The following is a 24,920-nucleotide window of genomic DNA, read 5'->3' on the forward strand; positions in this document are numbered from 1 at the left end:
GCAGGACGCTGTCATGCGGCGGCCCGAAGGAGCGGTTACGCGACCGTCCGGCTCGGGTGCGGTGCCGCGGGAGCCGTCACGCGCCGCCCTGCGCCTCGCCTGCGCCGTCCGCCGTGCCGTCGGCCTCCGCCATCCGCGCCAGCGCGATCGCCGCGGCGTTGCGGACGTGGATGTCCGAGGCGGCCATGGCCCGGCTGACGTCCCGCTCCTCGATCGCCTCGACCAGGATGCGCATCTCGGCGATGGTCCGCTCGAGCCGCCCGGGAGCGGACAGGGACGTCCAGCGGAGCCGCCGCAGCCGCCCCTGCAGGCTGCCCAGCATCTGGGTCAGCGGGGGGCTCGCGGCGCCCTCGAACAGGGCCTTGTAGAACTCGTCCTTGGCGATGAGCTGCGCGAGCTCCTCGCCGCTGCCGCCGTCCTTGAGCGCCTCGAGCTGGTCGAAGGCGGCCCGCAGCCGCGCCATGTGCTCCTCGGTGGCCCGCTCCACGAACCGCCGGACGGCCAGGGCCTCCAGGGCGACGCGCATCTCGTAGATGTCGGCTGCCTCGTCGGTCGTCAGGACGCTGACGATGGCGCCGCGCTGCGGGATGTTGGTGACGAGGCCCTCGGACGCCAGCTGCGCGAGCACCTCGCGCACGGTCGCGCGGGACACGCTGAGCTGCTCCATCAGCTCCCGCTCGATGAGCCGCTGCCCGGGCCGGAGCCGGAAGTCGAGGATGGCCTCGCGGACGACCTCGAGCACCTGGTCGCGCAGCGGCGCCGCCACCCGGCCGATCGGCGCGCGCAGCCCCATTCCGGTCGCGGACGGCGAACTCCCGCCCCCCGGCTTGTTCTGCTCCGCCATGACCGGACTCCTCCTGCGCGATGCGGAACGCCGCCGCGCGGGCCGTGAGGCCCATCTGTCGGACGGCCAGACCAACTCCTGTTTCTTGGACGATATCGGAAGAGAGAGCGCCGTGCGGACGACGGGTGCCGGAAGTCCCGCGGCTCGCGGGCCTGTGGCCGATCACCCGGCGGCGGGATTGCACTTCCCGGACATAGCGCATAATGTCTGATGGTCAGACAATCCATGCCGGACGGCTGGGGACCGGTTCACCCGGAGAGCGATGGGAGACGGCAGGTGGGAACGCGCGCACGCACCGCGATCGTAGGGGTGGGCGCCACGGAGCAGGGCGAGATCCCCGGGGAGTCGCCCGAGGAGATCGCCGTGCGCGCGGCGGTGCTCGCGCTGGCCGACGCGGGGCTCGACAAGCTCGCGGTCGACGGGCTGATCACCTGCAAGGCGCCGCTCACCGCGCACGGCACGGACGAGAGCATGGGGCCTCTGCTCGGGATCAATCCCGCGTTCAGCACCACCCTCGACTACGGGATGGGCGGCTTCTCCCTCCATCTGGCCTCGATGGCCATCCAGGCGGGGCTCGCCACGACCGTACTGCTCACCTTCGGGACCAACGCGCGCAGCGCGAGAATCGGCTTCTCCCGCCCGATCGGCGGTGCCGCCGACTGGCTCCGCCTCGCCGGGCTGGTGCACGTGGCCGGTCCGGCCGCGCTGGCCTTCCGGCGGCACATGCACCTGTACGGGACCACGGAGGAGCAGCTCGGGTGGGTGGCGGTCGCGCAGCGCGAGTGGGCGCGGCTGAATCCGCGGGCCGTCTTCCGCGACCCGATGACGATCGACGACTACCTCCGCCACCCGTACATCGTGGAGCCGCTCCGCCGCCCCGACCTGACGCTGATCTCCGACGGCGGCGCCGCGGTCGTCGTCACGTCCGCGGAGCGGGCCCGGGACTGCCGCGCCGCCCCCGTGCACCTGCTCTCGACGGCCCAGCAGTCGGCCATCCGGAACGAGCAGAACGAGGACAAGCTCATGCGCCCCTGGCTCGGCGACATCGCCGAGCGGCTGTACGCCGCGGCCGGTGTCGGCCCCGCCGACATCGACGTGGCGTACCTCCAGGACGGCACATCGGTCTGGGTGCTGCAGATGCTGGAGTGGTACGGCTTCTGCGGTGTCGGGGAGGCCGGCCCGTTCCTCGCCGAGGGGCGCACCAGGCCGGGCGGGTCGCTGCCGGTCAACACGCACGGCGGGCAGCTCTCGGAGAGCTACACGCACAACTGGATGCATCTGTACGAGGCCGTCCGCCAGCTCCGGGGAGAGTGCGGAGACCGTCAGGTGGACGGTGCCACGCTGGCCCTTCACGCACAGACACATGACTTCTGGAAGGGCGCGGCGACACTCCTCTCCACCCGGGACTCCGCATGACCGACACCGCCGAGACGCATCCCGTCCACGCCAAGCCGCTTCCCGACGTCGACGATCCGCTCACGGCGCCGTTCTGGGCGGCGACCCGTGAGTCGCGGCTCGTCCTGCCGCGCTGCACGAACTGCTCCTACCTGCAGTGGCCGCCCGAACCCGTCTGCCCCGAGTGCCAGCACACCGGGCGCGAATGGCGCGAGTTCCCCGCCCGGGGGCGGCTGTGGAGCTTCGCCGTCTACCACCGGGCGCTCGACCCCGCCTTCGCCGCGGACGTCCCCTACGCGGTCGGCCTCGTCGAGCTGGACGCCGGCCGGAAGATGTACGGGCTGATGGAGGGGGACGCGGAGGCCCTCCGCGTCGGCGCCCGCGTCCGAGGCGTGTTCGACGCGGTGAACGAGGACGTGACGTTCATCCGCTGGCGCATCGACGACCGGGATTGACCCCCCGGGGGGCGCATCGCCGCCCGGGGGCGCGGGTGATCTCGCGGCGGCTCGGCGTTCACGCCCTCTTGGCGAGCCAGAGGGCGCACCTCAGCAGCGCGTCGTCCCGGTCCGGTCCGGCGACCAGCTGCCAGCCGATCGGCAACCGGGTCGCGCCGACCGCGCCGGGGAGGTTCATCGCGGGGAAGCCGACGGCCGTCCACGGCGAGCAGAACACCGGATCGCCCGTCGACGCGAGCCCGCTCGGCGCCTCACCCGTCGCGGACGGCAGCAGCAGCGCGTCCACCGCCTCCAGCTCCGCGGCGAGCTTCGCGCCGAGCTCCCGCAGCGCCGCGTGCGCCGCATCCCGGTCCGCCGCGCCGACCGCCGCGCCTTCGGCCAGGAAGTCCCGTAGCGGCGCGGAGAGCAGTTCGCGGTGGTGCTCCAGTTCCGGCCGCAGGCTCTCCGCGATCTCGGCGGACGCCGCCGTGTGATGCGCCTCTCCCGTGCGCAGGAGCAGGTCCGAGAGGTCGAGGTCGACCACGGTGGCGCCGCGCAGCGACACCACTTCCCGCAGCCTCGCCAGGCTCGCGGGGACCTCCGGTTCCAGCCCCGGCCAGGACGACACGTCCAGGAAGCCGAGACGCGGCGGCGACGAGGCGGACCGGACCGGCGGCGCGCCGGTGACCAGGCGGTTCACCACCACGAGGAGCGCCGGCGACCCGGCGTACCAGCCGACCTGGTCGAAGCTCGGCGCGAGCGGCTTCACCCCGCCGGCCGGAACCCTGCCCCGGGACGGCTTGAACGCCCACACCCCGCAGAAGCCGGCCGGCCGGATGAGCGACCCGTAGGTCTGGGTCCCGACCGCCACGTCCGCCATGCCGCACGCGACGGCGGCCGCGGAGCCGCTGGACGAGCCCCCCGGCGTGTGCGTCAGCCGCCACGGATTCCTGGTCGGGCCGGGGGTCATGAGCGCGAACTCGGTCGTCACCGTCTTGCCGAGGACGAAGCCCCCGGCGTCCCCGAGCAGGGTCACGATGTCGGCGTCGGCGGACGGGCGGTGGTCCGCGTAGATCGCCGACCCGTACGACGTCGGCATGCCGGCGGTGTCCACGAGGTCCTTCACTCCGACCACCACGCCGGTCAGCGGCCCGGCCGGCCGCCGGTCGGCCAGGGCGGCCCGCTCCAGGGCGCCCCGCTCGTCGAGATGCGCCCACGCCCGGACCCTCGGCTCCAGGCGGCGGACGACCCGCAGCGAGCGGGCCACCGACCGCGTCACCGGCCCCTCGCCGCCGGGGACCCCCCGGGCTCCCCGCGGGGAAGCTTCCTTCTCCATGTCAGTCGAAGTACGCCGAGGCGGCCTCGGGCGCGGCTCTCCACGGCTCGACGCGCCCGTCCTTGAGCAGGAACATCCGGTCGCAGTGCTCCTCCAGCATCCGGCTGTTCTGGTCGACGATCAGCATGCCGACCCGTTCCGCCCGCCCGAACGCGACCAGCGTCTCGATCGCGGTGCGCAGCGCCCGCGGCGACAGCCCGAGGCTCATCTCGTCGACCAGCAGGATCTTCGGCCGGCTGACCAGGCCGCGGACGAGCGCCAGCATCTGCTGCTCGCCGCCGCTCAGCCGCCCGGCCTTCTGGTCCCGCAGCCGGGCCACGGCGGGGAACGCCTCCTCCAGCCTGCGCCGCAGCCCCTCGTCTCGCCCGCGGCCGGCGAGCATGCCCAGCCGGATGTTCTCGTCCACGGTCAGGTCGGCGAAAACGCCCCGCCCCTCCGGGACGTGGGCGACGCCGGCGCGGGCGACGTTCTCCGGCCTGGTGGACAGCGGCCGCCCGTCCAGCCGGACCGACCCGCCGCTGCGGCCGGCCATCCCGGAGATGGCGCGGAGCGTGGTGGTCTTGCCGGCGCCGTTGCGCCCGGCCAGCCCCACGATCTCCCCGACCGGCACCGACAGCGACAGCCCCTCGATGATGCGCGCTCCCGAGATCCTGACGTACAGGTCCTCGACGACCAGTCCCGACGACGTCACCGCCTGCTCCCCGTTCCCATGAAGACCTCCTTGACCCGCGGGTCCTGGAGCACCTGCCCGGGTGTCTCGCAGACCAGCACCTTCCCGAAGTCCAGGACGGTGCACCGGTCGGCCACCTGCCGGACGAACCCGACATGGTGGGCGATCACCAGGATGGACACCCCCGAGTCGCGGACCGTTCTGATCGCCTTCGCGACCGACGCGATCTCCTCCGTCCCTAGGCCGGCCGTCGGTTCGTCGAGGAGCAGCAGGGTCGGCTCGCCGCCCATGGCGCGGGCGATGTCGACGTGCTTCTGCTCGCCCATCGTGATGTCGTCGGCGAGGACGTGCCACCGCGCGCGTGGGAACTCCAGCCTTTCGAGCGCCGCCACGGCCCGCGCCCGCGCCCGCCGCTGCAGGCGCCGCTTCCGCCGGGTGCCCGCCAGCTCCGTCCAGACGGTGCCGTCGTGGCTCTCGTAGGCGCCGATCGCGACGTTGCCCAGCACGTCGAGGTCCCCGACCAGCGAGGGGTGCTGGAACGTCCGGGAGATGCCGAGCTTGCGCCGGGACGAGACCGACAGGTTCCCGAGCGGGCGCCCGTTGAGGACGATCGTTCCGGACGAGGGCGCCTGGACCCCGCTGATGCTGTTGAGCAGGGTGGTCTTGCCCGCGCCGTTGGGCCCGATGATCGCGTGCACCTCGCCGCGGCGCACGTCGAGGGAGACGCCGTCCAGCGCCTTGACGCCGCCGAACTGCACGGTGAGGTCCTCCAGCCGCAGGAGCACGTCGTCGCTCGCACCGCGGATGACCTTCGCCCCGTCCGGCCCGCCGGACGCCTGCGGCTCGCCCGCGCCCCGGGCGTCCCGCCCGGCCGCCGCCCCGGCCGGTGAACCGGGTCCGCCTCCCGCCCGCCCGGCCCGGGACGGCAGGGACGGGCCCGCAAGGGTCCGGACGAGCCGCGCCACCCGCTCGCCGAGGTCGTACAGCCCGCCGTTGAAGAAGATCACGATCGCCAGCAGGATCAGCGCGAAGAACAGCTCCGACACCCCGTCGTACATGAGGGACAGCGCGTACGTCGCGACGAAGAAGAACACCGAGCCGACGATCGGGCCGCCGATGCTGCCGAGCCCGCCGACCACGACGATGCCGAACAGCATGATCGAGTGGGTGACGTGGAAGGTCTCGGGCGACAGGTAGCCCAGGTTGATCGCGAGCATGCAGCCGCCGAGGCCCGCGACCGATCCGGCGAGGACGTGCGCCCGCACCTTCTCCCGGACGACCCGGATCCCCATCACCGCGGCGACGACCTCGTTCTGCTTGATCACCCGGGAGGCGATTCCGGCCCTCGTCCTGGTGTAGCGGAGGCAGACCAGTGCGGACGCGGTCAGCGCGAGCAGCGCGCCGAAGTACAGGCCCATCCCCGAGCTCAGGTCGATGCCGCCGAGCGACACCGGCGGCGCCACCAGCCCGTTGGAGCCGCCGGTCCACTGCTCCAGCCGCTTCCCGCTCAGCAGGTCGACCGCGACGGCGCCGAGGAAGAAGGTGCCGACGGCGGAGCCGAAGAACCGCAGCCGGACCAGGGCGGACGCCACCAGCGCGGCCACCGCCCCGGCGGCGGTGACGCCGATCACCAGCGCGGCGGGCCAGGGCACCCCGCCGAACTCGCGGAGCGAGCTCATGACGTACGCGCCGATGGCGAAGTAGACGAACTGCCCGAAGGAGAACTGGCCGGAGTAGCCGGTCAGCACGTCCAGCCCGACGGCGCCGATCGCGTAGATCATGGCGACCACGAGCACGGACCGCATGCTCACCTCGGTGACGACCAGGGGCGCGAGGCCCAGCAGGACCAGGATGCCCAGCAGGGGCCATCCCACGTTCTCGCGTGCGCGTGCCAGCATCAGAGCCTCGCCACCTGAGCGGTCCCGAACAGCCCGTTCGGCCGGACGGCCAGCGTGACCAGCATGATCGCCAGCGCGCTGGCGAGCGCCAGGTCGCCGCCGAGGTAGGTGGAGACCAGGTTGGTGACCACCCCGATGACGATCCCGCCGGCGAAGGTGCCGAGCAGGCTGGTGAAGCCGCCGACGACGGCCGCCGCGAACGCGTACAGCAGGATCGGGTCCATCATCTGGGAGAACAGCAGCTGCTTCGGCGCCATGAGCAGGCCGATGAGCAGCGCCAGCGGGCCCGCGATCATGTAGGCGATGGCCGACAACCGCCCCACGCGGACGCCGAGCAGCCGCGCGATCGGCGCCTGCTGCGCGACGGCGAGGAACTGCAGCCCCAGGTCGGTGAAGCGGAACATCGCCACGAACAGGGCGCCGATGGCGACGACCAGGCCCACGCTGATCAGGTCGGACCAGGCGATGACGATCCCGCCGAGGGACGCCCCGCCCTTGGGCAGCAGCGTGGGGAACGTGTACGGCTGCTGCTTTCCGAAGAACACGTTCGCCATCGCCGCGAGCAGCAGGTACAGCGCCACGGTCCGGACCAGGATGTTGGCCGTGCCCGCGCTGCTGAACGGCCGCAGCACCACCAGGTAGAGCAGGGCGCCGAAGAGCACGCTCAGCGCGAGCCCGAGCCCTGCCGCCACGTACGCGTCTCCCTGGTAGAGGTAGATCCGGTAGACGATGAACGTCTCGAACATTCCGATGTTGCCGGCGGCGAAGTTCGCGACACCGGTCGTCTTGTTCAGGAAGACGAGGACGAACGACAGCAGTCCGATCACCAGGCCGAACGCGATCCCGCTGATGATCACTGATAGTGCGAGCACGGTGACTCACCGACTCCTTGCGGTGGGGGACATGATCATTCGCCGAGCTGCCCGATCTGCTCGAACTCGCCGTCCTTGACCCCGAGGATGTACAGCGAGCTGACGCCGACGTGGTTGGTCTTGGAGAAGGTCAGCTCGGGGTAGATCTCCGACGCCTTCACGTTCTTCCAGGACTCCAGCTCCGAGACGATGGCGGGACCCGTCACCTTGTCCCCGACCCGCTTCAGCACCTCGGTGACGACCTGGGCCGTCCCGCAGCCGCGCAGCGTGACGCCCTCCACCTCGAGGCCGGCGGCCTTGACGACCTTCGTGCACTCGGTGTTCTCCGCCGCGGACGGCGCCAGCGTGTCGGAGGTGACCACCAGCTTCGGCATGACGGCCGGGTCGACGGTGGACAGGAAGGTGGCCTGCGAGACGGCGGAGCTTCCGAGCAGCTTCTTGGTCGGCGCGAGCTTCTGCGCCGTCATCGCCTTGGTGAAGCGCGCCGCGTCCTGCGGGATCTGGTTGAGCACGATGTAGTCGGGGTGCAGCCCCTTCATCTTGAGCACGTAGGGGGAGAAGTCGGCGGTCCCCGGCGGGGCGGTGAACGTTCCCGCGACGGTGCCGCCGGCCTTCTTCACCGCCTCCGACACCGAGCTCGCGGTGTGCTCGGAGTCGGGCGTGGTCGTGCTCATGATCGCCACGCTGCCGGTGCCGTGGTGCTGGAAAATCCACGGCACCGCGGCGACCAGCTGGTCGCCGTAGGTCGGCATGAGGTTGAAGTACATGGGGTTCAGCGGGTCCAGCAGTTTCGTGGACGCGCCGAACACGAACAGGAAGGGGATCTTCGCCGCGCCGAGCAGCGGCACCTGCGCCGGCGGCTGGAGGCTCCCGCACTGGCCGGTCACCGCGACGACCTTCTTGGCGATGAACGCCTTGGTGTTCGTGACCGCCCGCGCGGCATCGTAGCCGTCGTCCCGGTTGTCGATCTTGATCTGTCGCCCGTTGACGCCGCCGGAGTCGTTCACGTGCTTGAACCAGGCGAGCATGGCCTTGTTCATCGGGGTGCAGCTCGACCCGACGGCGCCGCTCAGCGGTACGGAGATGCCGAGCTCGATCGGGTCGTCCGACCCGGCCGAGGCGCTGTCGCCGGTTCCCGAGCCGCAGGCGCTCACCAGGAGCGCGAGCGTCGCGCCGACGGCGCCGGCGCCGAGCAGGGCGCGGGACCTCGGGCGGCCGCCGGGGCGGCGGCGGATCGTGCGGGCCCGCGGTTCATACGACATGGTCGTCTCCTGTCATCGCTTCTGACGGGGATTTCGTGGGGTTGCCGTGCTGGTGCGACATGGATCCGTCGGCCGCCGGATGCGGCCCGTCCGGCCCGTGGGGGAGGCGCCGGAGTCCGTGGCCGCAGAACCGGTTCCTCGGCCCTGCCTGACCGCGCAACGACCGCACCGGGGCCTCCGAGCGTTTCGTTGGACTGTCGGCTCGTCTGACAATTAATGCGTGCAGTGTAGCCCTCGGCCCCACGCAGCGGCAATAGCCTCTTCGCGAGATCGGCGAAGGGGCCGTCCAATGACGCTGGCCAGGAACTTCGGCCTCAGCGGGGGTGTGGTGGCGCCGCCGTCGCTCCGGCCCTGACCCTGCCCCGGGGTCCTGCGAGCGGGCAGAGATGGCCCTTGAATTTCTTCGTCAGACGATCGTATTGTCTGACATCACGGACGGCTCCGGCGGAACAACCGCCGCCGGCCCGCCGGCGCCGCACCGGCGCCGCGATCCCGAAGGAGTCACGCCATGGCGCTCAGCGCCCGTCAGGAAGAGATCAAGGACGAGTTCATCCGGGTGCGCGGAACCTGGGGCGACGCCTGGCAGGCCATGCTGGAGCTCGACCCCGAGTTCGTGAGGGCCTACACCGGCTTCTCCGCCGTCCCGTGGCAGAAGAACCACCTGGACGGCAAGGTCAAGGAGCTCGTCTACATCGCCGTGGACGCCGCGGCCACGCATATGTACCTCCCGGGCGTCCGGCAGCACGTCCGGGCCGCGCTGCGGCTCGGCGCGGCCCCCAGGGAGATCATGGAGGTGCTCGAACTGACCTCCACGCTGGGCATCCACGCGATGAACATCGGCGTGCCGACCTTGGTGGAGGTCCTGGAGGAGAAGGGCCTGCGCGACGGACCGGCGCCCCTCACCGAGCACCAGGAGAAGCTCAAGGCCGAGTTCACCGAGACGCGCGGCTACTGGCACTCCTTCTGGGACGAGATGCTCGAACTCGACCCCGAACTGTTCGCGGCCTACACCGAGTTCTCCTCCGTGCCGTGGCGGACCGGCACCCTTGAACCGAAGGTCAAGGAGCTCATCTACATCGCCTTCGACACCGCCGCGACCCACTTGTACGTCAAGGGTCTCAAGCTGCACATCGAGAACGCCCTGGGCCACGGAGCGACCGCGCAGGAGATCCTCGAGGTCATGGAGATCGCCAGCGTCATCGGCATCCATGCGGCCACGACCGCCGCCCCCATCCTGGTGGAGGAGATGGCCGACCCGGAGAACCGGCCCGTGAGCCGGCGATGAGCGGCGCCGCCTACGAAGTGGTCGCGATCCGGTACGGCACGCGAGCCGGGGCGAAGGCAGAGATCTACCTCAACTACGCCATATACGGCGAGCCGGACGAGCCACTCGGGATGGACTACTACTGCTGGATCGCCCGCGCCCCAGGCCGCACGGTCGTGATCGACACCGGCTTCGGCCCGGAGGGCGGGGCCCGCAGGGGCCGGACCACCCTGGCCGACCCCGTCGAGGCGCTGGCCCGCGCCGGGGTGGACGCCGCGGCGGTGCCGCAGGTGATCGTCACCCACGCGCACTACGACCACATCGGCAACCTCGCGCGGTTCCCGGCCGCGGAGGTGATCATGGCCCGGCGGGAGTTCGACTTCTGGACCGGTCCCTACGCCCGGCGCGCGCAGTTCGCATGGTCGGCGGAGGCGCGGGAGACGGCGCACCTCGCCGAGGTGCGGGCGCAGGGCCGGATGACCCTGGTCGACAAGCCGTACACGGCCGCCCCCGGCATCGAGGTGATCCCCGTCGGGGGCCACACACCGGGGCAGGCGATCGTCGTCGTGGAGACGGCCGGCGGGCAGGCGGTGCTCGCCTCCGACTCCGTCCACTACTACGAGGAGATCGAGCGGGACCGGCCCTTCGCCTTCGTCGCCGACCTGGAGGCGATGTACCGCGGCTTCGACATGCTCAAGGAGATCGCCGCGGAACCCGGCAGGGTCCTCGTGCCCGGTCACGACCCGGAAGTGATGCGCAGGTTCCCCCCGCTCGGCGGGCTCGACCCGGGCATGGCGGTCCGCATCGGCTGACCTCCTCCGCCCTCCGCCGGAGAACGGCTCCCGCCGGACGACCAGCCGGGCCGCGCGAGCGGCACCGGCCGACACGAAAGAAAGCAGGCCATGGCTCTGAACGGACTCGACGGCAAGGTCGCGGTCGTCACCGGCGCGGGCGGCGGCATCGGCGCCGCGAGCGCCCGGCGCCTGGCCGGGGAGGGAGCGCGGGTCGTCGTCGTGGACATCGACGGCGCGGCGGCGGAGGCCACCGCCGCGGCTCTGCCCGGCGAGGCGATCGCGGTCCAGGGCGACGTGTCGCGGGAGGCGGACGTCGACCGCTACGTCCGCGCCGCGGTCGACCGCTACGGGCGGATCGACCTGCACCACCTGAACGCCGGGATCTTCGGGACCTTCGCCCGCCTCCCCGACCTGCCGGCCGAGGACTTCGACCGGGTGATCGCGGTCAACCTGCGCGGCCCGTTCCTCGGCCTGCGCGCCGCCTTCCGCCGGTACGAGGAGCAGGGCGGCGGCGGTGCGGTGGTCGTCACCGGGTCCATCGCCGGGCTGCGCGGCAGCTCCGACCTGCTGCCGTACCAGGCGTCCAAGCACGGCGTCGCCGGGCTCGTGCACGGCGCGGCCGTGTACGGCGGGCCGCGGGGCGTGCGGGTGAACGCGGTCGCCCCCGGGCTCGTCCCGACCGGGCTGTTCGCGGCGGGCGGGGCCGCCAGGGGCGGCGGCGGGGACATGGAGCAGCGCGGCACCACGACCCCCATGCGCCGCGTCGGTACGCCCGAGGAGATCGCCGGGGTGGTCGCCTTCCTGCTCAGCGCCGACGCGGGCTACGTCACCGGCGAGATCGTCTCCGCGGACGGAGGGGCGTCCGTGGTGAACACCGTCCGGCCGTCCGGGGGCGCCGGCGCCTGGGTCCCGGAGGACGGCGCATGACGAGGACACGGCATGTTCCCCGCGGGGGCCGCGCGCCCACCGCGGGGGGAGAGGAGGCGGGGAACGTGACCGGACAGCGCATCGGGTTCATCGGGCTCGGGAACATGGGGGGCCGCATCACGCGGCGCATCGTCGACGCCGGGCATCCCGTGCTCGGGTTCGACCTGGACGCCTCGCGGGCCGCGGCGGCGGGCGCGGCCGCCGCGGCGAGCGCCGCCGAGGTCGCCGAAGGCAGCGACGTCGTCCTGCTGTCGCTTCCCGACAGCAGGGCCGTCGAAGCGGCCGTCCTCGGCGGCGACGGGATCCTGGCGTCCAGCCGACCGGGCCAGATCGTGGTGGACCTCAGCACCGCCGCCCCGTCCTCGACCGTCAGGCTGCACGCGGCGTTCGCCGAGCGCTCCGTCGAATACCTGGACGCGGGCGTCACCGGCGGCGCCGCGGCCGCGGAGAAGGGCACGCTGACGCTCATGGTCGGCGGCTCGGCGGAGGCCCTGGCGTCGCTCGACCGGCTGTTCCGCCTGTTCGCCGCCAAGGTGTTCCCCATGGGCGGCAGCGGCGCGGGCCACACCGCCAAGCTCCTCAACAACTTCCTCAACGCGGTGGCGCTCTCGGCGACCGCCGAGGTGATGGTCGCCGGCCGCAAGGCGGGACTGGACCTGCGGACGCTGCTGGAGGTGTTCAACGCCGGCAGCGGCGTCAACTTCGCGACGCTCAACCGCTTCCCCCGCATCGTCGAGGGCGACTACCTCGAAGGCGGCCTCACCAGCGCGCTGATGATGAAGGACGTCGTCCTGTACGTCGACCACCTGCGCGAGCTGGGCGTCCCCAGCCTCAACGCCCCCGGGCCGCTGGCGAGCTTCGGCCTGGCCGGCGGCACCGGGTACGCCGACGCGATCAGCAACCGCGTCGTGGACGCGATCGGCGACATCGCCGGCGGGGTCCGGTTGTACGACGCACCGGCCCCGGCCGAGACGGACTGAACGCCGCGCACCCGCGGCACGGCGACGAAAGGGCTCACCATGAAGATCATCCGCGGCCGCGCCCCGGACGGGGTCTCCGGCCCGCGCTCGGCCACCTTCACCGGGACCGTCTGGGCGGATCCCGTGCTCCCGGCGACCGACGGCACCACGATCAACAACGTCTTCTTCGCCCCGCGCTCGCGCACGCACTGGCACAGCCACGAGCGCGGCCAGGTCCTGCACGTCACCGCCGGAAGCGGCCTGGTGTGCACCCGCGGCGAGGCGCCGCAGCCGCTGCGCGCCGGCGACACCGTCTGGGTCCCGCCCGGTGAGGTCCACTGGCACGGCGGGAGTCCCGTGAGCTGCCTCCTGCACCTGGCCGTCTCCCTCGGGACGACGAGCTGGCTCGAACCGGTCGGCGACGACGAGTACGGCGCCGCGTCATGACCGGGCGGGTCCGCCGGCGGGCACCGGCCGGGCGGCGAGGGAGTCTGCAGCGAACACCACAGGAGATGGGGACATGGGCATGACGGAGCAGCAGGCCGACGGTCGTTTCGAGCGCGGGCTCCGGACGCGCCGCGAGGTTCTGGGCAGCGAGCACGTCGACCGGTCGATGGCTCAGGTGACCGATTTCGCGCGACCCGTCCAGGAACTGGTCACCGAGTACTGCTGGGGGGAGATCTGGACGCGCGACGGCCTTGACCGCAGGACGCGCAGCCTCCTGAACCTTGCCATGCTCACCGCGCTCGGCCGGATGCACGAGCTCGCCGTCCATGTGCGCGGCGCGGTCGCGAACGGCTGCACGGAAGAGGAGATCCAGGAGGCGCTGCTGCAGACGCTCGTCTACTGCGGCGCTCCCGCCGCCCTGGAGTCCTTCCGCGTCGCCGAGAAGGCGCTGGCGGAGGTCCGCTCGCATGGCTGACGTGCGGATCCTCGGGCCCGGCGCCGCCGTGGGCTTCGTCGGGCTGGGCAACATGGGCTCGCCGATGGCCGGCCGCCTCGCCCGCGCGGGCTACGCCGTGCGCGGGTTCGACGCCGACCCCGCGGCCCGCGCCAGGTTCGCCGAGACCGCCGCGGCGTCCGTCACCGGGACGGCGGCGGAGGCGGCGGACGGCGCGGAAGCCGTGGTGATGATGCTGCCGGACTCGGCGATCGTCCACTCCGTGGCCGTCGGGGACGGCCTGCTCGCCCGCATGGCGGAGGGCGCCGTCCTGATCGACATGGGGTCCTCGGACCCCGTGCGCACGCGGGAGCTGGCCTCGGCGGCCGCAGACCGGGGCGTCCCCCTGGTCGACGCACCGGTCTCCGGCGGAGTGACCGGCGCCCGGCAGGGCACCCTGACGATCATGGCCGGCGGCTCACCGGAAGCGGTGGCGGGCGTCCGGGGCCTGCTGGAGGCCTTCGGCAGGGTGCTGCACGTCGGCCCCGTCGGCGCCGGCCACGCCCTCAAGGCGCTCAACAACCTGCTGTCGGCGACCCATCTCCTGGTCAGCTCCGAGGCGATCCTGGCCGGCCGGGAGTTCGGGCTGGACCCCGAGGTGATGCTCGATGCGATCAACGGTTCGAGCGGTCGCAGCGGTTCCACGGAGACCAAGTGGCCGCGTTTCATCCTCAACGGCGGCTTCGACTCCGGTTTCGCGCTGCGCCTCATGCTCAAGGACATGCGCATCGCCGTCGGTCTCGCGGAGGCGGCCGGGCGGCCGTCGCGTCTCGGGGAGGCGGCCACCGGGCTGTGGGCACGCGCCGCCGAGCTGCTGCCGGAGGACGCCGACCACACCGAGATCGTGCGCTGGCTCGAAGCCCAGCATGATCCGTCCACCCCGGGATCCTGACATGGCGAGCGGCGAGAACTCGCTGACGGGCGCGCTGAGCGGCATCCGGGTGGGCCGTGTGGCCGCCCCGCTCCGCGAACAGGTCCTGGACGGGCTGCGGGACGCCATCCTCAACTTCGAGCTGAAACCGGGCGAGCGCCTCGTCGAGCGTGAGCTGATCGAGCGGATCGGCGTCTCGCGGACGACCATCCGGGAGGTCCTCCGGGAGCTCACCGCCGAGGGGCTGGTCGTCGTGGTCCCGAAGAAGGGCGCGGTGGTCTACGCCCCTTCCACGGAGGAGGCGAAGGACCTCTACGCGGTCCGGGCGTCCCTTGAGGCGCTGGCCGTCCGGCGCTTCATCGAGCGCGCCCCCGCGCACGCGGTGGAGGCGCTCCGCGAGACCGTCGACGAGATGGAGAAGGTGGTCGCCGAGGGCGGGGACATGCTCGCGCTGCTCCACGCGAAGGACCGCTTCTACAACGTCCTGCTCGCGGGGGCCGCGAGCCCCACCATCCAGGACATCCTCGGCCGCGTGCAGGCCCGGGTGCGGCTCCTGCGCGCCACCTCGCTGTCCCAGCCGGGCCGCCCGCGGCAGGTCGTACAGGAGATCCGAGCCCTCGTCGAGGCCGTGGCGTCCCGTGACGCCGCGAGCGCGACCATGCTCTGCGACGCACATCTGGACAAGGCGGCCGCGACGGGCATCAAGGCTCTGGACACCGACCCCACCACCTGACCGACCGGGCGCTCTCACTACCGAGGCCGGTCCAGGCCCGGCGGCAGGTGGCTGCCCGAGTGGTTCGGCGACGACGTCGGGGGGCATGCTTGTCCGAGCCGCGGCGGGCATGTGCGGCGAGGCGGTGTGCGGTGCCGTTCTGGAGGTGTTCAGTGTCAGTGGTCTTCATGGACGGGAGCGCCGCCGCGCCGGCTGATCGCACGGCCCCGCAGGCGTCTCGCCGGCTTCGGGGCTCCTGCCTGCGCCGCCTTCGCTGAACCATGCCCGCCAGACGCCACCACGCGGGCGACGCGACCGGCGCGGCCGGGATCAGCGCCGATCCGCGGGAGCCGTTGCCGCTGCTCCGGAAGGAACTGGGCACAGGTGAGCGGGGTCTGTCGGGGCGCGAGGCAGCTCGCCGGCTGGCGGTGTACGGGCCCAACCAGGTCCGCAGACGCGAGAAGCGGTCTCTGCTCCGGCTGCTCTCCACCCAGCTCCTGCATCCGTTGGCGCTGCTTCTGTGGGGCGCGGGCGCTCTGGCCTTCGTGGCCGGGATGTCGGTGCTGGGCTGGGCGATCCTGGCCGTGATCCTGGTGAACGCCGTCTTCGCCCTGCTGCAAGAGCACCAGGCGGAGCGGGCGGTCGAGGCGCTTGCGGCATACCTCCCCGAACAGGCTCATGTCGTTCGGGACGGGCGGCGGCAGGCGGTGGATGCGGCCGAACTCGTTCCGGGAGACCTGATCCTCCTGGAAGAGGGCGACAAGGTTCCCGCCGATGCCCGGCTGACCGACGGGGCGCTGGAAGTGGACCTGTCCATGCTGACCGGTGAGTCGGCGCCGGTGGAGCGCATGGCGGCTCCCGCCGAGGAAGGCGTCGGGCTGCTGCGCGAACCGAACCTGGTGTTCTCCGGGACGACGTGCACCGGGGGAGAGGCGCGGGCGATCGTGTTCGCGACCGGCGGGCACACCGAACTCGGACGGATCGCCGCGCTCAGCCAGCGCGCCCCTCGCGGCGACAGCCCGCTGGAGACCCAGGTCAAGAAGGTCGCCTGGCTGATCGCCGCGGTCGCCGTCGGGATGGGCGCGGTGTTCCTTCTCATCGGCGCGCTGGTCGGCCTGCCGCTGACCGACGCGCTGATGTTCGCCATCGGGCTGCTGGTCGCCAACGTCCCCGAGGGCCTCCTGCCGACCATCACACTCGCCCTGGCGGCCGGGGTGCGGGTCCTCGCCCGGCAGGGCGCCGTCGTCAAACGGCTCAGCGCGGTCGAGACCCTCGGCTCCACGAACGTCATCTGCACCGACAAGACCGGCACCCTTACGCAGAACCGGATGCGGCTGCAGGCGTACTGGACGCCGCAGCACGGCGTGACGGCGTCCGGGGGCACGCCGCCCCCCGAACTCGTGCGGGCGATGACCGAATGCACCACGGTCTCCTACGACCAGGGCGGCGACCTGCAAGGCGACCCGACCGAGATCGCCCTCGTCCTGGGCAGCGGCCCGGACCTGGCGGCACGCCTCGCGGCTCGCGACCACCGGCGCCGTGCCGTCTTCTCGTTCGATGCGCGCCTGCGGCTGATGTCCGTCATCGCCCAGAGCGATGATCACCTCGCCGTGTACGTGAAAGGCGCGCCCGAGGCGGTGCTGGCTCGCTGTTCCGGTATCGATCGTCCCGCGGTGATGGCCGTCGTCGGCGAACTCGCGCGGAAGGGGCTCCGGGTTCTCGCGGTCGGGACCCGGGACCTGCCGCCCGATGCCGCGACGCCGAGACGCAGGGAGGACGCGGAGACCGGCCTCCGGCTCGTCGGGCTCGTCGGGCTGTACGACCCGCCTCGTCCGGAAGTCGCCGGCGCCGTGTGCCGCTGCCACGACGCGGGCCTGCGCGTGCACATCGTCACCGGTGACAACGGCGCCACCGCCGCGGCGGTGGCCGGGGAGGTCGGCATCGGCGTCCCGCGCCTGCACGTCGTCCCCGAGTCGGAGAAGGTCCACGACCACGAGCTGGACGAGATGCTGACCGGCGACGCGGAAATCGTGTTCGCCCGATCGTCACCCGAGACCAAGCTCAAGGTCGCCGACGCCTTGCGCGCTCATGGCCAGATCGTGGCCATGACCGGGGACGGCGCCAACGACGCCCCTGCACTGCACCAGGCCCACATCGGCGTCGCGATGGGACGCTCGGGCACCGACGTGGCCCGCGAGGCGTCCACGATGGTGCTGACCGACGACAACTTCGCCACGATCGTCACCGCGGTCGAATCCGGCCGACGCGTCTACGACAACGTCCGCAAGTTCATCCTCTACATCTTCGCCCACACCGTCCCGGAGATCGTCCCGTTCCTCGTGTTCGCGCTCAGCGGCGGCCTGGTACCGCTGCCCCTCACCGTGCTGCAGATCCTCGCGATCGACCTCGGCATCGAGACCCTCCCCGCGCTGGCCCTCGGCCGCGAACCCGCGGAACCCGGCATCATGAACCGCCCGCCCCGCCCCTCCTCCCGGGGAGTCATCACCCGCGACATGCTGATTCGCGCCTGGGGTTACCTCGGGCTGGTCTCCGCCGCGCTGGTCATGGGGGTGTTCTTCTACGTGCTGTGGCGAGCGGGCTGGCATCCGGGCGATCCCACCGGTGACGGCGCCGCCCTGCACCACGCCTACCTGACCGCCACCACCGCCACCTTCGCGGGCCTCGTCACCTGCCAGATCGGCACCGCCATGGCCGCCCGCACCGAGCACGCCTCCCTCCGCCAGGTGGGGCTCACCACGAACCCGCTCCTGCTCGCCGGCATCGCCTTCGAAGTGCTCTTCGCCGCCGCCCTGATCTACGTGCCGCCCCTCCAGCGCCTCTTCGGCACCGCCGCCCTGCCCTGGGACGTCCTGGCCGTCATCGCCGCCTTCCCGGTCATCGTCTGGGGCACCGACGAACTCCGCCGCCGGCGCGCTCGCCTTTCCAGGGACGTCACGGGGCCGTGATGATCGGCCGCCGGCGAGGGTTCCGATGGGACGGCTCACCGATCCCGAGGCCGCCAAGGAGCGGTCACGATGTCCCCGAAGCGTTCCGGGTCGGCTTCTCCCGGCGTCAGGTGGCGTTCCGTAGCAGCTCGTGGGGATCCCGGTCGGCGAGAGCGGGGACGCCGGGAAGGCCGTTGGGGACCGGGGTCAGCCGAGTTTCGGGGTTGCTCGGTCGATGATCGGGGCGAGGTCCAGCCCCGGAGGGAGGGTGCCGTAGGCGGTGCCCCAGTCGCCGGCCAGGCGGGTGGTGCAGAAGGCGGCGGCGACCGCCGGGTGGCCGTGCCGGAGCAGGAGGGACGCCTGCAGGGCGAGCGCCATGCGTTCGACGATGCGGCGGGCGCGGAGTTCGATGGTGTCCAGGTCGGCCAGGGAGGTCTTGATCTCCCGGACGGCGGCGTCGAGGCGGGGGTCGGCTCCGGCGGCCCGGCCGACCTCGGCGAAGTACGCCTCGATGGTCTGCGGCTCCTTCGCCATCGCGCGCAGCACGTCGAGCGCCGCGACGTTGCCCGAGCCTTCCCAGATGGAGTTCAGCGGGGACTCGCGGAACAGGCGGGGCATGCCGGACTCTTCGACGTAGCCGTTGCCGCCGAGGCATTCGAGGGACTCGGCGGCGTGCGCGGGCCAGCGCTTGCAGATCCAGTACTTGCTGACCGCGAGGGCGAGGCGCTTGAACGCCGTCTCCGACTCGTCGCCGCGCACCGAGCGGTCGGTGGCGCCGGCCAGGCGGAGCATCGTGATCGTGGCCGCCTCCGACTCGATCGCGAGGTCGGCGAGGACGTTGCGCATCAGCGGCTGGTCGATCAGGTACTTCCCGAACGCCTTGCGGTGGGCGGCGTGGTGCGCGGCGGACGTGACGCCGTGCCGCATCCCGGACGCCGCGCCGATCACGCAGTCGAGCCGGGTCATGTTGACCATTTCGATGATGGTGCGGACCCCGCGGCCCTCGTCCCCGACCCGCCAGGCGACCGCGTTCTCGTACTCCACCTCGGAGGACGCGTTCGACTTGTTGCCGAGCTTGTCCTTCAGGCGCATCAGGCGGACCGGGTTGAGGGTGCCGTCGGGCAGGACGCGGGGGACGAGGAAGCAGGTCAGGCCGCCGGGGGCCTGGGCGAGGGTGAGGAACACGTCGCACATCGGGGCGCTGGTGAACCACTTGTGGCCGACGAGCCGGTACGTCCCGTCGGGCTGCGCCGCGGCCTGGGTGGTGTTGGCGCGGACGTCCGAGCCGCCCTGCTTCTCCGTCATCGACATGCCCGCGAGCAGCGCGTTCTTGGTGAGCGGGGCGCGCAGGCCGAAGTCGTACTCGGGCTTGGTGAGGAGCGGCTCGTACTGGGCGGCGAGCCCGGGGGACTGGCGCAGCGCGGGGACGGCCGCGTACGTCATGGAGACGGGGCAGCCGTGGCCCGCGTCGACGCGCCAGGCGTAGAACTTCGCGGCGCGTGCGACGTGGGCGCCCTCGCGGGAGTCGGCCCACGGCGAGGCGTGCAGGCCGTGCGTCACCGCGACCGTCATCAGCTCGTGCCAGGCGGGATGGAACTCGACCTCGTCGATGCGGTGCCCGTAGCGGTCGTGGGTGCGCAGGACGGGCGGGTTCTCGTTGGCGAGGCGGCCCCACTCCTGGGCCTCCTCGGTGCCCGCCAGGCGGCCCAGCTCGCGCACCTCGGCCTCGGCCCAGCCGGCGCCCTCGCGCGCCAGCCCGTCCAGCAGGACGGCCTCGTCCGCCACGTCGTGCCCGGTGAGCGGGGGAACCTGATTGACCACCTCGTGCGTCACGGCGCCGCCCTCCACGTTCGCTCCCGATGTCCGCGCCCTCGCGGTGAAGGATACAGAACCTCGTTCGGGCAACGGACGATCTTGCCCGGACCGGGGCGGGACGTCCATCCTCCTGAAGTGGTGGGACGATCTCGTCCCCCCGGCGGATTGTCGTGCAGCGGCGGGGGCATACCTTCGGAATATGAGTCAGTCCAGTCCGCAGCCCGAGCGGTCCCGCCCCGGCCGCCCGGCGGCGCGGCGGCAGGACGCCCAGCCCGCCCGGCCGGTGCCCGAGCCCCTCGACGTCACGAGCGCGCCCGACACGGTCCGCGCGTCGGACGCCGAGCGGGAGGCCGTCGTGGAGCGGCTGCGGATCGCCTCCGTCGAGGGACGGCTCACCTTCGAGGAGCTGACCGAGCGCACGGAGGCCGCCTACGCGGCCGTGAGCCGCGGCGACCTCGAGCACATCACCGCCGACCTGCCCGGGATGGGCGCCCCCGGCGCCTGCCCCGCGCCCATCCAGGTGAAGCGCCGGTTCAGCGCGGTCATGGGCGACTGCAAGGAGCGCATCGCCGGGCGCATCGACGGGCCGCTGGAGGCCGTGTCGGTGATGGGCGACGTCGAGCTCGACCTGCGCGGCGCGCAGGTGACCACCGGCGAGGTGCTCATCACCGCGACCGCCGTGATGGGCGACGTCAAGATCATCGTCCCGGACGGGGTGAGCGTCGAGCTGTCCGGCCACAACTTCCTCGGCGACCGGAAGGTCAACGTCCGGGACCCGCTCCCCGGCGCCCGCGTCCCCGTCGTCCGGGTCAACGCGACCGCCGTGATGGGCGACATCAAGATCGTCGACGACGAGCACCACGCGCCCGTCCGCCGCGCCATCGCCGAATGGTGGAAGGGCCGCGACGGCCGGCGCTGAGCGCCGCGTCAGCGGGAGTCGTCGCCCCGCTCCGCCTCCTCGACGCCCGCCTCGTCGGGCGGCAGCGCGTCGGGATGCCCGGACCGCACGCCGGGCGTCCCCGTCCCGCCGGTCCCCGTGCCGCCGGGGCCGCGCGTGCGGCCCCGGGCGTCGGAGCCCTCGTTCACCGGGGCGAACTCGCGGTCGTGCGTCTCTTCGGGCTCGTGCCCGGGATCGTCGCGTTCCATGGCGGTCCGCATACCCGCGGACGCCCCGGCTAGACCGCTCTGGCCGTGCGGGGCGCCTCCAGGGCCTCCTCGTAGCGCTGGACGATCAGGTCGGCCAGCTCCGGGGCGGCGCCGAGGGCGGGGGAGACGGCGGATGCCCCGGCGGCCAGGGCCTCGCCGCGGACCTTGTCGGCGAAGTATCCGGGCGCCAGGAAGTAGGACGCCACCGCGACGCGCGGCGCGCCCGACTCCAGCAGCGCCGCCACCGCCTCGCCCGGCTTCGGGCCGGCGGCCGACGCGTACGCCGGGACGGCGTCCCGCCAGCCGCGGGCGCGCCACTCGCGGGCGAGCCGCGCGATCACGGCGTTGGCGGACGCGTCGCTGGACCCCGCCGAGACCAGCACGACCGCCGTGCCCGGGTCGCCGGGCTCGACGCCCGCGTCCGACAACCGGCGCTCCAGCGCGGCCATGAGGAGCGGGTGCGGGCCCAGCGTGTCCGCCGTGCGGAGGCGCAGCCGAGGATGCCGGGCGCGCACCCGGTTCAGGACGCCCGGGACGTCGGTCTTGCTGTGGTACGCCGCGGTGAGCAGCAGCGGCAGCACGACCGCCTCGTCCGCGCCGTCCCGCGCCAGGCCGTCCAGCACCCGGTCGGGCGCCGGCGGCGCGTGGTCGAGGAACGCGGCGTGCACGGGCACGTCCGGGCGGCGCGCCCGGACGGCGCCGAGCAGCCCGGCGACGGTCGCGGCGGCGCGCGGGTCCCGGCTCCCGTGCGCCACGGCCACGGCGGGGGGAGCGCTCACAGGTGGATGCCGCACTCGGTCTTGCCCATCCCGGCCCACCGGCCGCTGCGGGGGTCCTCGCCGGGCGCGACCGGGCGGGTGCACGGCGCGCAGCCGATCGAGGGGTATCCGTCGTAGTGCAGCGGGTTGACCAGCACCCCGTTGTCCTCGATGTAGTTGTCCATGTCCTCCTGGGACCAGTCCAGGATCGGGTTGACCTTGACCATGCCGCGCTTGCGGTCCCACTCGACGACCTTCCGGTCGCGGCGGCTGGCGGTCTCGTCCCGGCGGATGCCGCTGAACCAGGCCATGTAGCCCTCTAGGGCGCGGCCGAGCGGCTCCACCTTGCGCAGGTGGCAGCACAGGTCGGGGTTGCGGCCGAACAGCCGGGGGCCGAGTGCGGCCTCCTGCTCCTCGACCGTCCGGGACGGGGTGACGTTGATGACGTTCACCGGGTAGACGGCCTCGACGGCGTCCCGGGTGCCGATCGTCTCGGCGAAGTGGTAGCCGGTATCGACGAACAGGACGTCGATGCCGGGCTTCACCTTCGACACCAGGTGGATGAGCGCCGCGTCCGACATGGACGAGGTGAGGCAGATGCGGTCGCCGAACGTGGCCACGGCCCACCGGATGATCTCCAGCGTGGGCGCGCCCTCCAGCGCGGCGGCGGCCGACTCGACGACGTCTTCGAGATCGAGGGCAGGTCTGTCGGTCTCCAGCAGGGTCACCGAGGGATCTCCTTGCTCGCGGTGCGGGGAGCTCCGACACCGAGGAACTTCAACGTGAAGGAACGAAGGCAGTCGGGGCAGAACCAGGAGCCGTGCTCCTCGCGGGGCTCCAGGTTCTCCTCGCCGCAGTACGGGCAGTAGAACGGCGCCATGCGCTCGCTCATGAGCGGCCGCCCCCGCTACTTGAGGTCGGCGTCGTCGGCGCGCTGCACCCAGTCGGCGAAGGTCTCGCCCTCGGCGCGCTGCTCGTCGAACCTGCGGACGACCCGTTCGATGTAGTCGGTCAGCCCGGCCGACGTCGTCTTCAGCCCGCGGACCTTCTTGCCGAACGACTGGCCGAGCCGCCCGCCGAGGTGGACCTGGAAGCCCTCCACCTGGTCGCCGTTCTCGTCCACGACCAGCTGGCCCTTGAGGCCGATGTCGGCGACCTGGACGCGGGCGCAGGAGTTCGGGCAGCCGTTGACGTTGACGGTGAGCGGCTGGTCGAAGTCCGGGAGGCGCTTCTCCAGCTCGTCCATCAGGTCCATCGCGCGCTGCTTGGTGTCGACGATCGCGAGCTTGCAGTACTCGATGCCGGTGCAGGCCATCATGTGCCGCCGGAACGTGGACGGCCGGGCGTGCAGGTCGTGCTCGGCGAGCGCCTCGACGAGCGCCTCGGTGTTCTCCTCCGGCACGTCCAGGATGATCATCTTCTGTTCGAGCGTCGTGCGGACCCGGCCCGAGCCGTAGCGGTCGGCCAGCTCGCCGATGACGCCGAGCAGCTCCCCGTTCAGCCGGCCCACGCGGGGCGCGAACCCCACGTAGAAGCCGCCGCCCTTCTGCGGGTGGACGCCCAGGTGGTCGCGGTGGACGTCCGGGGCGGCCGGCTCCGGGCCGTCGGGCAGCGCGTACCCGAGGTACTCCTTCTCCAGCACCTCGCGGAACTTCTCCGCGCCCCAGTCCTTCATCAGGAACTTCAGCCGGGCGCGGCTGCGCAGCCGCCGGTACCCGTAGTCGCGGAAGATCGAGGTGACGCCGTGCCACACCTCGTGGGCCTGCTCGGGCTTCACGAACACGCCGAGGCTCCGCGAGAACATCGGGTTGGTGGACAGCCCGCCGCCGACGAACAGCTGGTAGCCGGTCTCGCCCTGCTCGTTCACCACGCCGACGAACGCGATGTCGTTGATCTCGTGGACGGTGCAGTGCGAGGCGCACCCCGACAGCGCGGTCTTGTACTTGCGCGGCAGGTTGGAGAACTCGGGGGAGCCGATGTAGCGGTCGTGGATCTCGCGCAGCTGCGGCGTCGCGTCGATCACCTCGTCGGCGGCGATCCCGGCCAGCGGACACCCGATGATCGTGCGGGGCACGTCGCCGCACGCCTCGGTGGTGTGCAGCCCGACGGCGGCGAGCGCGTCCCAGATCGCGGGGACGTCCTCGATGCCGACCCAGTGCAGCTGGATGTTGTGCCGGTTGGTGATGTCGGCGGTGCCGCGCGCGTAGTTGCGGGAGATGTCGGCGATGGTCCGCAGCTGCGGGCCGCTGAGCTGCCCGCCGTCGATGCGGATCCGCATCATGAAGTAGCGGTCCTCGATCTCCTCGTCCTCCAGCGCGCCGGTCCTGCCGCCGTCGATGCCGGGCCGCCGCTGGGTGTACAGGCCCATCCAGCGGAACCTGCCGCGCAGGTCGGACGGGTCGATCGAGTCGAACCCGCGCTTGGAGTAGATGTCGATGATGCGGCGGCGGACGTTCAGCCCGTCGTCGTTCTTCTTGTTCTCCTCGGTGGCGTTCAGGGGTTCCCGGTAGCCGAGGGCCCACTGGCCCTCGCCCTTCTTGCGCTTGATCGCGGGTGGCACGGCGCGCGTCCTCATCTGTTGGTCGTGAGGGACGCGTAGCGCACCGGCAGTCGAAGACGGCCGGCTCAACGCTGAGCAGGTTCAAATCAAAGGCGACACCGATGCACCACGCGCCCGCTGAGCAGGGGGCGTGGTCGGGGCGTCACCGACAGATCGCGCTGCGGACGCGCAGAAAGTCCACGTGGCGGCGCTTGGCCAGCAACGGGTCCGCAGCAGTCATGATTGAACTGTTACATGACGCCTCGGGGGCTGTCCAGTCACGTCCGGCATGCGGACGCGTGAGATGCGTCATCCCTGCCGCCTCCAGTTCACCCCGGGCTCGGCGTTCTCGCCGGCCGCCGGCCCGGCCCCCGGCTCGGACGGGCGCCCGGAACGGCGCCGCCCCTCCGGCGTGGCGAGCGGCGGGAGGTGCTGGCAGTCGCACCAGGAGCCGCCGCGGCACTCCTCGTGGCGGCGCTCTCGGCACGACGGGCAGATCATGCCTCCATTGTCGCCCATGGAGGCAAACGCAACTGATG

Annotated in this window: 25 protein-coding genes; 12 read left to right on the forward strand and 13 right to left on the reverse strand. The window is 72.4% G+C overall.

Annotated elements, in window-relative coordinates:
• Positions 1–76: 76 nt before the first annotated feature.
• Entirely contained in the window at positions 77–844 is a 768-nt protein-coding gene (locus ABTW95_RS19300) for a GntR family transcriptional regulator (RefSeq protein ID WP_396446133.1), read from the reverse strand.
• A gap of 276 nt (positions 845–1,120) precedes the next feature.
• Between ABTW95_RS19300 and ABTW95_RS19305 the strand changes: the two genes are divergently transcribed.
• The gene (locus ABTW95_RS19305; protein WP_396453909.1) at positions 1,121–2,260 is read left to right on the forward strand and encodes a thiolase C-terminal domain-containing protein; all 1,140 of its coding nucleotides are present in this window, start codon (positions 1,121–1,123) and stop codon (positions 2,258–2,260) included.
• Positions 2,257–2,694: a Zn-ribbon domain-containing OB-fold protein gene (locus ABTW95_RS19310; RefSeq protein ID WP_396446131.1), complete on the forward strand. Its 438-nt coding sequence runs from the start codon at positions 2,257–2,259 to the stop codon at positions 2,692–2,694. Before ABTW95_RS19305 ends, ABTW95_RS19310 begins: the two co-directional genes overlap by 4 nt.
• 58 nt (positions 2,695–2,752) lie before the next feature.
• Here ABTW95_RS19310 and ABTW95_RS19315 read toward each other — a convergent pair whose 3' ends face one another.
• Genes ABTW95_RS19315 through ABTW95_RS19335 form a run of 5 tightly spaced genes read right to left on the reverse strand, consistent with a single transcriptional unit; the run spans position 2,753 to position 8,711 of the window.
• A complete protein-coding gene (locus tag ABTW95_RS19315; RefSeq protein WP_396446130.1) occupies positions 2,753–4,009 on the reverse strand; it encodes an amidase in 1,257 nt (418 codons plus the stop codon).
• 1 nt (position 4,010) lies between these two features.
• The gene (locus tag ABTW95_RS19320; protein ID WP_396446129.1) at positions 4,011–4,700 is read right to left on the reverse strand and encodes an ABC transporter ATP-binding protein; all 690 of its coding nucleotides are present in this window, start codon (positions 4,698–4,700) and stop codon (positions 4,011–4,013) included.
• Positions 4,697–6,577 (reverse strand): branched-chain amino acid ABC transporter ATP-binding protein/permease, encoded by a 1,881-nt coding sequence (locus ABTW95_RS19325; protein WP_396446128.1) that lies wholly within the window; start codon positions 6,575–6,577, stop codon positions 4,697–4,699. Before ABTW95_RS19325 ends, ABTW95_RS19320 begins: the two co-directional genes overlap by 4 nt.
• The gene (locus ABTW95_RS19330) at positions 6,577–7,449 is read right to left on the reverse strand and encodes a branched-chain amino acid ABC transporter permease (protein ID WP_396446127.1); all 873 of its coding nucleotides are present in this window, start codon (positions 7,447–7,449) and stop codon (positions 6,577–6,579) included. Before ABTW95_RS19330 ends, ABTW95_RS19325 begins: the two co-directional genes overlap by 1 nt.
• A 35-nt stretch (positions 7,450–7,484) precedes the next feature.
• Entirely contained in the window at positions 7,485–8,711 is a 1,227-nt protein-coding gene (locus tag ABTW95_RS19335; RefSeq protein WP_500226978.1) for an ABC transporter substrate-binding protein, read from the reverse strand.
• Between the two features lie 508 nt (positions 8,712–9,219).
• On the opposite strand from ABTW95_RS19335, the gene ABTW95_RS19340 reads away from it, so the two are divergent.
• From ABTW95_RS19340 to ABTW95_RS19380, 9 genes are all read left to right on the forward strand, one after another.
• Positions 9,220–9,996, forward strand: a complete 777-nt coding sequence (locus ABTW95_RS19340) for a carboxymuconolactone decarboxylase family protein (protein ID WP_500226979.1) — start codon at positions 9,220–9,222, stop codon at positions 9,994–9,996.
• Positions 9,993–10,787: an N-acyl homoserine lactonase family protein gene (locus ABTW95_RS19345; RefSeq protein WP_500226980.1), complete on the forward strand. Its 795-nt coding sequence runs from the start codon at positions 9,993–9,995 to the stop codon at positions 10,785–10,787. Before ABTW95_RS19340 ends, ABTW95_RS19345 begins: the two co-directional genes overlap by 4 nt.
• A 90-nt stretch (positions 10,788–10,877) precedes the next feature.
• Positions 10,878–11,696 (forward strand): SDR family NAD(P)-dependent oxidoreductase, encoded by an 819-nt coding sequence (locus ABTW95_RS19350; protein ID WP_396446122.1) that lies wholly within the window; start codon positions 10,878–10,880, stop codon positions 11,694–11,696.
• A complete protein-coding gene (locus tag ABTW95_RS19355; RefSeq protein WP_396453907.1) occupies positions 11,693–12,676 on the forward strand; it encodes an NAD(P)-dependent oxidoreductase in 984 nt (327 codons plus the stop codon). Before ABTW95_RS19350 ends, ABTW95_RS19355 begins: the two co-directional genes overlap by 4 nt.
• A gap of 39 nt (positions 12,677–12,715) precedes the next feature.
• Positions 12,716–13,102, forward strand: coding sequence for a cupin domain-containing protein (locus ABTW95_RS19360; RefSeq protein WP_500226981.1), 387 nt, complete (start codon positions 12,716–12,718; stop codon positions 13,100–13,102).
• 79 nt (positions 13,103–13,181) lie between these two features.
• Complete coding sequence (pcaC, locus tag ABTW95_RS19365; RefSeq protein WP_396446119.1) at positions 13,182–13,577, forward strand: 4-carboxymuconolactone decarboxylase; 396 nt, start codon at positions 13,182–13,184, stop codon at positions 13,575–13,577.
• Entirely contained in the window at positions 13,570–14,487 is a 918-nt protein-coding gene (locus ABTW95_RS19370) for an NAD(P)-dependent oxidoreductase (RefSeq protein WP_500226982.1), read from the forward strand. Before pcaC ends, ABTW95_RS19370 begins: the two co-directional genes overlap by 8 nt.
• A gap of 1 nt (position 14,488) precedes the next feature.
• Entirely contained in the window at positions 14,489–15,199 is a 711-nt protein-coding gene (locus tag ABTW95_RS19375) for a GntR family transcriptional regulator (RefSeq protein WP_500226983.1), read from the forward strand.
• 260 nt (positions 15,200–15,459) lie between these two features.
• Entirely contained in the window at positions 15,460–18,144 is a 2,685-nt protein-coding gene (locus tag ABTW95_RS19380) for a cation-translocating P-type ATPase (protein ID WP_500226984.1), read from the forward strand.
• Between the two features lie 186 nt (positions 18,145–18,330).
• On the opposite strand, the gene ABTW95_RS19385 is transcribed toward ABTW95_RS19380, so the two are convergent.
• Positions 18,331–19,956, reverse strand: coding sequence for an acyl-CoA dehydrogenase family protein (locus ABTW95_RS19385; RefSeq protein WP_500226985.1), 1,626 nt, complete (start codon positions 19,954–19,956; stop codon positions 18,331–18,333).
• 181 nt (positions 19,957–20,137) lie between these two features.
• Here ABTW95_RS19385 and ABTW95_RS19390 point away from each other — a divergent pair, with 181 nt between their 5' ends.
• Positions 20,138–20,857, forward strand: a complete 720-nt coding sequence (locus tag ABTW95_RS19390) for a DUF1707 SHOCT-like domain-containing protein (RefSeq protein WP_396446114.1) — start codon at positions 20,138–20,140, stop codon at positions 20,855–20,857.
• An 8-nt stretch (positions 20,858–20,865) separates the two neighbouring features.
• On the opposite strand, the gene ABTW95_RS19395 is transcribed toward ABTW95_RS19390, so the two are convergent.
• The 6 genes from ABTW95_RS19395 to ABTW95_RS19420 all read right to left on the reverse strand — a co-directional run bounded on the left by ABTW95_RS19395 (position 20,866) and on the right by ABTW95_RS19420 (position 24,882).
• On the reverse strand, positions 20,866–21,084 hold the full coding sequence (locus tag ABTW95_RS19395; protein ID WP_500226986.1) for a hypothetical protein: 219 nt from the start codon (positions 21,082–21,084) through the stop codon (positions 20,866–20,868).
• Between the two features lie 29 nt (positions 21,085–21,113).
• Complete coding sequence (locus ABTW95_RS19400) at positions 21,114–21,863, reverse strand: sirohydrochlorin chelatase (RefSeq protein WP_500226987.1); 750 nt, start codon at positions 21,861–21,863, stop codon at positions 21,114–21,116.
• Positions 21,860–22,570, reverse strand: a complete 711-nt coding sequence (locus ABTW95_RS19405; RefSeq protein WP_396446110.1) for a phosphoadenylyl-sulfate reductase — start codon at positions 22,568–22,570, stop codon at positions 21,860–21,862. The genes ABTW95_RS19400 and ABTW95_RS19405 overlap by 4 nt, the downstream gene beginning before the upstream one ends.
• Positions 22,567–22,734, reverse strand: coding sequence for a hypothetical protein (locus ABTW95_RS19410; protein WP_021599342.1), 168 nt, complete (start codon positions 22,732–22,734; stop codon positions 22,567–22,569). The genes ABTW95_RS19405 and ABTW95_RS19410 overlap by 4 nt, the downstream gene beginning before the upstream one ends.
• Before the next feature lie 15 nt (positions 22,735–22,749).
• Complete coding sequence (locus tag ABTW95_RS19415; protein WP_396453904.1) at positions 22,750–24,417, reverse strand: nitrite/sulfite reductase; 1,668 nt, start codon at positions 24,415–24,417, stop codon at positions 22,750–22,752.
• Between the two features lie 273 nt (positions 24,418–24,690).
• Entirely contained in the window at positions 24,691–24,882 is a 192-nt protein-coding gene (locus tag ABTW95_RS19420) for a hypothetical protein (protein WP_396446108.1), read from the reverse strand.
• Positions 24,883–24,920 lie beyond the last annotated feature (38 nt).

Origin of the sequence: Spirillospora sp. NPDC127506 (genome assembly GCF_040302145.1) — a bacterium.
Classification (GTDB): domain Bacteria; phylum Actinomycetota; class Actinomycetes; order Streptosporangiales; family Streptosporangiaceae; genus Spirillospora.

Coding starts and splice junctions, on each gene's coding strand:
- ABTW95_RS19300 (WP_396446133.1), bottom strand. CDS start 844: ATGGCGGAGCAGAACAAGCCGGGGGGCGGGAGTTCGCCGTCCGCGACC.
- ABTW95_RS19310 (WP_396446131.1), top strand. CDS start 2,257: ATGACCGACACCGCCGAGACGCATCCCGTCCACGCCAAGCCGCTTCCC.
- ABTW95_RS19315 (WP_396446130.1), bottom strand. CDS start 4,009: ATGGAGAAGGAAGCTTCCCCGCGGGGAGCCCGGGGGGTCCCCGGCGGC.
- ABTW95_RS19325 (WP_396446128.1), bottom strand. CDS start 6,577: ATGCTGGCACGCGCACGCGAGAACGTGGGATGGCCCCTGCTGGGCATC.
- ABTW95_RS19335 (WP_500226978.1), bottom strand. CDS start 8,711: ATGTCGTATGAACCGCGGGCCCGCACGATCCGCCGCCGCCCCGGCGGC.
- ABTW95_RS19340 (WP_500226979.1), top strand. CDS start 9,220: ATGGCGCTCAGCGCCCGTCAGGAAGAGATCAAGGACGAGTTCATCCGG.
- ABTW95_RS19345 (WP_500226980.1), top strand. CDS start 9,993: ATGAGCGGCGCCGCCTACGAAGTGGTCGCGATCCGGTACGGCACGCGA.
- ABTW95_RS19350 (WP_396446122.1), top strand. CDS start 10,878: ATGGCTCTGAACGGACTCGACGGCAAGGTCGCGGTCGTCACCGGCGCG.
- ABTW95_RS19355 (WP_396453907.1), top strand. CDS start 11,693: ATGACGAGGACACGGCATGTTCCCCGCGGGGGCCGCGCGCCCACCGCG.
- ABTW95_RS19360 (WP_500226981.1), top strand. CDS start 12,716: ATGAAGATCATCCGCGGCCGCGCCCCGGACGGGGTCTCCGGCCCGCGC.
- pcaC (WP_396446119.1), top strand. CDS start 13,182: ATGACGGAGCAGCAGGCCGACGGTCGTTTCGAGCGCGGGCTCCGGACG.
- ABTW95_RS19370 (WP_500226982.1), top strand. CDS start 13,570: ATGGCTGACGTGCGGATCCTCGGGCCCGGCGCCGCCGTGGGCTTCGTC.
- ABTW95_RS19375 (WP_500226983.1), top strand. CDS start 14,489: ATGGCGAGCGGCGAGAACTCGCTGACGGGCGCGCTGAGCGGCATCCGG.
- ABTW95_RS19380 (WP_500226984.1), top strand. CDS start 15,460: ATGCCCGCCAGACGCCACCACGCGGGCGACGCGACCGGCGCGGCCGGG.
- ABTW95_RS19390 (WP_396446114.1), top strand. CDS start 20,138: ATGAGTCAGTCCAGTCCGCAGCCCGAGCGGTCCCGCCCCGGCCGCCCG.
- ABTW95_RS19395 (WP_500226986.1), bottom strand. CDS start 21,084: ATGGAACGCGACGATCCCGGGCACGAGCCCGAAGAGACGCACGACCGC.
- ABTW95_RS19410 (WP_021599342.1), bottom strand. CDS start 22,734: ATGAGCGAGCGCATGGCGCCGTTCTACTGCCCGTACTGCGGCGAGGAG.
- ABTW95_RS19415 (WP_396453904.1), bottom strand. CDS start 24,417: ATGAGGACGCGCGCCGTGCCACCCGCGATCAAGCGCAAGAAGGGCGAG.
- ABTW95_RS19420 (WP_396446108.1), bottom strand. CDS start 24,882: ATGATCTGCCCGTCGTGCCGAGAGCGCCGCCACGAGGAGTGCCGCGGC.